Origin of the sequence: Altererythrobacter sp. MTPC7, from assembly GCF_042851395.1 — a bacterium.
Classification (GTDB): Bacteria; Pseudomonadota; Alphaproteobacteria; order Sphingomonadales; family Sphingomonadaceae; genus CAJXSN01.
The window spans coordinates 1-5,331 of sequence record NZ_BTGS01000031.1; the positions used below are offsets into that span (position 1 = coordinate 1).

Annotated in this window: 5 protein-coding genes; 2 read left to right on the forward strand and 3 right to left on the reverse strand. The window is 59.1% G+C overall.

Features of this window, described 5'->3' with window-relative positions; translation table 11 throughout:
* The coding region (locus ACGHJ7_RS14540; protein ID WP_390479122.1) for an ion transporter at window positions 1-732 on the forward strand (732 nt) is incomplete at its 5' end.
* A 194-nt stretch (window positions 733-926) separates the two neighbouring features.
* Here ACGHJ7_RS14540 and ACGHJ7_RS14545 read toward each other — a convergent pair.
* From ACGHJ7_RS14545 to ACGHJ7_RS14555, 3 genes are all read right to left on the reverse strand, one after another.
* Entirely contained in the window at window positions 927-1,922 is a 996-nt protein-coding gene (locus ACGHJ7_RS14545; protein WP_390479124.1) for an ABC transporter ATP-binding protein, read from the reverse strand.
* 48 nt (window positions 1,923-1,970) lie between these two features.
* Window positions 1,971-3,476, reverse strand: coding sequence for an ABC transporter permease (locus tag ACGHJ7_RS14550; RefSeq protein WP_390479126.1), 1,506 nt, complete (start codon window positions 3,474-3,476; stop codon window positions 1,971-1,973).
* A gap of 101 nt (window positions 3,477-3,577) precedes the next feature.
* Window positions 3,578-4,627 (reverse strand): extracellular solute-binding protein, encoded by a 1,050-nt coding sequence (locus ACGHJ7_RS14555; RefSeq protein ID WP_390479128.1) that lies wholly within the window; start codon window positions 4,625-4,627, stop codon window positions 3,578-3,580.
* 259 nt (window positions 4,628-4,886) lie between these two features.
* Here ACGHJ7_RS14555 and ACGHJ7_RS14560 point away from each other — a divergent pair, with 259 nt between their 5' ends.
* Window positions 4,887-5,132 (forward strand): hypothetical protein, encoded by a 246-nt coding sequence (locus ACGHJ7_RS14560; protein ID WP_390479129.1) that lies wholly within the window; start codon window positions 4,887-4,889, stop codon window positions 5,130-5,132.
* Window positions 5,133-5,331 lie beyond the last annotated feature (199 nt).

Here is a 5,331-nt window from a genome sequence, read left to right on the forward strand (position 1 = left end):
CACATCATCACCGCTGTGATCGTGATCAATGCGATCGGATTGGGGCTGGAGACCTCGCCGACGATAATGGAGCGTTTCGGCGAGATCCTGCTCATGCTCGACCGCATTGCAATCGCGATATTCGTAGTAGAGCTTGCGATGAAGATGTTCGCATACCGTCTGAGCTTTTTCCGCAGTGGCTGGAATATCTTCGATTTCGTGATCGTCAGTGTGGCTTTGGTGCCAGCCTCCCAACAGTTCTCCGTCTTGCGTGCGCTACGCATCCTGCGCGCGCTTCGACTGCTATCGGTCGTGCCCAGCATGCGGAAAGTGGTTGTCGGTCTATTTAGTGCCATCCCAAGCATCGGAACGGTGATTCTAATGCTGGTGCTGCTGTTCTACATCAGCGCGGTTATGGCGACGAAGCTGTTTGGCGCGGCTTTTCCAGAATGGTTCGGGAGTTTAGGGGCATCGCTTTATTCGCTCTTCCAGATTATGACGCTGGAAAGCTGGTCAATGGGAATCGTCCGCCCCGTAATGGAGGAATTTCCCTATGCATGGGCCTTCTTCGTGCCCTTCATCCTGATTACCGCCTTCATCGTACTGAACCTCTTTATCGGCGTGATCGTAACCGCCATGTCTGAGACGACTGAAGAGGAAGCGCATGGCGAGCGCGAGGATATCTTGCGGCAGCTGCGCATCCTAAGCGACGAGGTACAGGCTCTTCGTAAGGCTGCCGAAAAGAATGCCTAGACCTGCGCGTTACGCGAGAATTTCCATTCGGTTTTGTACGTTCTGGCTAGTGGATTGAGCTGGAATTTCCTGCCGACACGGTGCGAACGGCGGACTAGAACTTGGTACATACTGTGCTAGCTTTGCAACGGAACTCCACACTTATTGCGAAGTCAGTCTGACTGCATCTTTTAGTGAATGCGGTCTTAGAGCTATCAAGCTTGCTCCAACAGCGCAGCATGTTGTGGAGCAATATCTATTTTCAAGACGTCGCCCACAGCTGGAGGCTGATCTATCAGGCGCATAGTTGCTCGTTGTTCTCCTACCCTCAGGTGCACCTCGTACCACACCCCGCCGAAGTGTACTGCTACGACTTCGGCGGCCACTCCGTTCGTTGAAGGTCGTAGCGCTTCCGGTCGCAGCATAGCGGTCGCTGGCCCGTCGGGCCATTGCTCCACTGGCCAACTGCCAAAAGCGCACTCTGCTCGACCCGACTCCACAACCGCTGCAAGGACATTGGCTCGTCCCAGCAAACGTGCCGCCACGGCAGAACGCGGTCGCCGATAACATTCTTCGGGCGTGCCTCTTTGGATGACTCGCCCTTCAGACATCAGCAGCAGATCGTCTCCGAGCAACATTGCTTCTTCAGGATCATGGGTGACTATCAAGACGGCAGCATCGCTGTCGCGAAGCCCGGTAAGGACCGAAACTCGTAAATGCGCTCGGAGATCGCCGTCAAGCCCCGAGAAAGGCTCGTCGAGAAGCAGCGCGCTTGGGCGAGGCGCGAGCGCACGTGCAATTGCGACGCGCTGCTGCTCGCCGCCCGACAGGTTGTGCGGCCAAGACGAGGCACGATCTGCCAGCCCGAAGCGGTCGAGCAATTCCATCCCGATTTTGCGTTTCTCCGCAGCCGGCTTTCCTTTTAGGCCGAAGGTAACGTTCGCCAATGCGGTGAGGTGTGGGAACAGCGCAAAGTCCTGAAAGACGAGCCCAATCCGTCGCTGCTCCGGCTGCACTCTGACGCCAGCTCCCTCAAGCAGTCGTGCTTCAGCTTCGATTTCCCCCTCGTCCGCGGCTTCGAGCCCCGCGATGATGCGCATCAGCGTGCTTTTGCCGCAACCTGAAGGCCCGAGCAGGCAGGTAATTCGCCCTGCATGAAGCTCGAAGGCCACCTCGTCTACAGCGAGTACATCGCCAAAGCGCTTCGTCACAGAACGGACGGTCACTCCTGGGGGTCGGGGATTGTGCACGTCTCGGATCTAGCTTCCGGGTCTCGAGACCGCAATCTTTCGGCTGAGCCAGATTGTCGGCGGCAGAGCCAGAACGATGATGAGAACGGACGGCCAGCCCGCTTGGCCTAGACGCTCGTCCAACGCATAATTGTTGGCGATCACGGCCAAGGTATCGAAGTCAAAAGGACGCAGGATTAACGTCGCAGGCAGTTCCTTCAGTATGTCTACGAATACAATCAACGCTGCAGTGAGAAGCGCGCCGCGCGCAACCGGCACTTGGACGAACCATGCCGCTCCGGCCTCCGTACGGCCGAGCGTGCGGCTGGCCCATACCATCGACGGCGTGACCCGTGCCAGACCTGCATCAATCGGTTCTAGCGCTGCCGCCATCAATCGTGCTGCGTAGGCATAGACGAGCAGACCTATGCCTACCCAGAAGGTGGAGGCCATGGGTACGATTTGCCAGACGGCAGCTGCCGGCATGAGAAGCCCGATCGCGATGGCGGCACCGGGCGTCGCATAGCCAAGACTCGCAATCCGGGCCAACTTCGGGGCTCGTGTAGCCCCAAGGGCCAGTAGCAGTGCCAGAGCTGTGGTCACGACAGCGCCCCCGATTCCCATCGTGAGACTGTGCCCGGCGGCATCGATAAGGCGACGAATGTCAGGCTCGTGATCGAGGGCGTTGTGAATGAGCCATGCGAAGGGCAGCAGCAGCGCGGTCGTCAGAAGACCGGCGCAGAAGAAGGTTGCGGCCGCTGCTCTGAAGCCTCGCAAGGTCGAAACCGGGAGCGGACGAGGCTGAACCCTTGCGCTATCGTGACTGCGACCGGTGCGAGCGTTACGCTCGACCCACAACAGCACCGCCGCGGCGAGTAAGAGCGGGAGTGCGAGCTGCGCTGCCCCGGCTATTGTTCCAAAAACTGACCATGCCCGCACGACGCCAGTGGTTAGTGTCTGCACGGCCAGGAACTGCACCGCGCCGTAATCCGCTAATGTCTCCATAACAGCTAATGCCACGCCGGCCGCGAGAGCTGGCCTAGCCAATGGTAGTGCGGCGCGCCGGAAAGCCTCGAGCTGCGAGCAGCCGAGAAGACGGGCTGCCTCCAGTGCGGAGACGGATTGGCCCAGAAAGGCCGTGCGCATTGCAAGATAGACGTAAGGGTAGAATGCGCAGGAGAGGACAAACGCGGCGCCGCCGGTACTGCGAATCTCGACTGGGAGATCGAAACCCAGTGCGGCGCGCATCCAGATCCGCAAATCTCCTGCCGAGCCGAGCAGGTCTGTATAAGCATAGGCCAGCGCAAACCCTGGAGCTGCAAGGGGCAGAGCAAGCGACCAAGAAAAGAATGTGCGTCCCGGAAAACGGTACATGACCACGAGCCACGCAGCGACCGACCCCAGGACAGCTGTTCCAACGCCGACCAAAAGGGCGAGCCATGCAGATGTCCAGCCATAGCGCAGAAGGTCACGCGGCGGAATGTCGGCGCCTTGGCCTGACAGAGCAGAGACGAGGACCCCGACAAGCGGGATCACGGCGATCAGTGACGCGGCCAGCGCCCATAATTGGAGGGATGACAGGCTGGGGAGTCGCCATCGGCGCTCCTCCAGCGATGAGGAGCCAGCGGAGGCTCCGCCTAACGCCACCCGACCCTACTCATGATCGCCTGCGCTTCGGGCTGGTGTTCCGCAAAGGCGGAGACAGCCATCGGATGCGCTTCGAAATCAATATAGGAATCCACCGGCGTGGGAGCGGAAACCGCTGGACTTGCCGGGAACTCGTTATTGTTGCGAGCGAAGTGCTGCTGCACCTCAGGGGATGCAAAAAATTCGAGAAGGCGAATGGCGTTCTCGCGGTTCGGTGCATTGGCTGCGACGCCCCCGCCGGAAATATTCACGTGACTGCCCGCCCCTCCGAGCGAAGGAAAGGCCAGTTCCAACCGACCGGCGATTTCGCGGTCACCTTCGTCCTCGCCATTTTCCATCCGGATGAAATAATAGCTGTTGGTGATCGCCACATCGCAAATTTCCGCTCCCACAGCTCGGATCTGGTCCCGGTCGCCGCCCTCAGGCTGACGCGCCATGTTGGCGACGATACCGCGCGCCCATTCTTCGGTGCGCTCGGCGCCCCACGCTTCAATTAGTGCGCCGACGAGCGAAAGATTGTAGATGTTGTCGGAGGAGCGCACGCAAAGGCGGTCGCGGAAGCGTGGCGAAGCGAGATCTTCATAGCTGTCCACTTCGTCAGCTTGGACCCGCTCAGGATTATAGGCAACGACCCGAGCACGACGCGTAAAGCCGTACCAATTACCACTCGGCTCACGTAGGTTGGCCGGAACGCGCTCCGACAGAAGGTTGGATCGGACCGGTTGAAGAACGCCTGCTTCCTCCGCTCGCCAAAGCGCGCCTGCATCTGCTGTAATGAAAAGGTCCGCAGGACTGCGCTCTCCCTCGCTCCGCATTCGCGCAATAAGCTGATCGGCGTTACCGTCTACGCGGTTGATTGTAATACCTGTTTCTCTCGTGAAACGCTCGTAGAGCTCAAGGTCACTATCGTAGTGTCTGGCAGTATAGAGATTCACTTCGCCCGCCCCGGCACCATCAGCGGTGTCGTCGGCACCGTTCCCGCACGCTGCCAGAAAAAAAGTGCTTATCGCGATCGCCGATAAGGAAATCATTTTCATCATGCTTCTCCGAGAGTTGGCCGGGGCCTATCTATATTGCGAAGCAGTTGCAACCAGCAAGGTCTTCGATTGATGTCTCAGCGCCGTTCCCCAGCAAGATGCGGAACTCGTCCGCTTGCCGAGGTCGTTCGATCAGCAAAGAGAATACGGCGCTATCGTGACACACACACCAGCCCATCCCCCGACTGAAGGCGCGCGCAGAATAGACGCGTTACAATTGGGGCGGTTGCCCACAGCTAGTTGGCACGGCTAGGGCCTATTGATGACCGAATTTCCGAAGCCGCCCGAGGAGCCCACTCTCCCCGCCGATCGGCCATCCTCCCGCAATTCCTTTACTCGCTTTCTTGACGGCGTCGAATGGCTGGGCAACCTCTTGCCGCATCCGGTGACGCTGTTCCCGCATTATCTCCAAACATCCTATTCGAAGCGGTTATCGCGCGCGAAGCGTTTGGCGGCAGAAGCGCCGCCATTAATGGCAGCTTTTCGGGGCGTGAACGCGAGCCTTTAATGACAGAAATGAGGGCGCAAAGCGGACCTCAGCCGGTCAGCTCTACAAAAATTTCCCAATGTTTTGAGTGCCCACCATTGTCACGCCGGGCGCGCCAAATACCGCCGCTTGCCGCCATTTCATCTCAGCCACCGCCCAGAGTACCCTGACGTAGTGCAGGCGGCGGCACATTGCGGACATCTGAGCGGCGTTGATAAAC

Coding starts and splice junctions, on each gene's coding strand:
- ACGHJ7_RS14555 (WP_390479128.1), bottom strand. CDS start 4,627: ATGATGAAAATGATTTCCTTATCGGCGATCGCGATAAGCACTTTTTTT.
- ACGHJ7_RS14560 (WP_390479129.1), top strand. CDS start 4,887: ATGACCGAATTTCCGAAGCCGCCCGAGGAGCCCACTCTCCCCGCCGAT.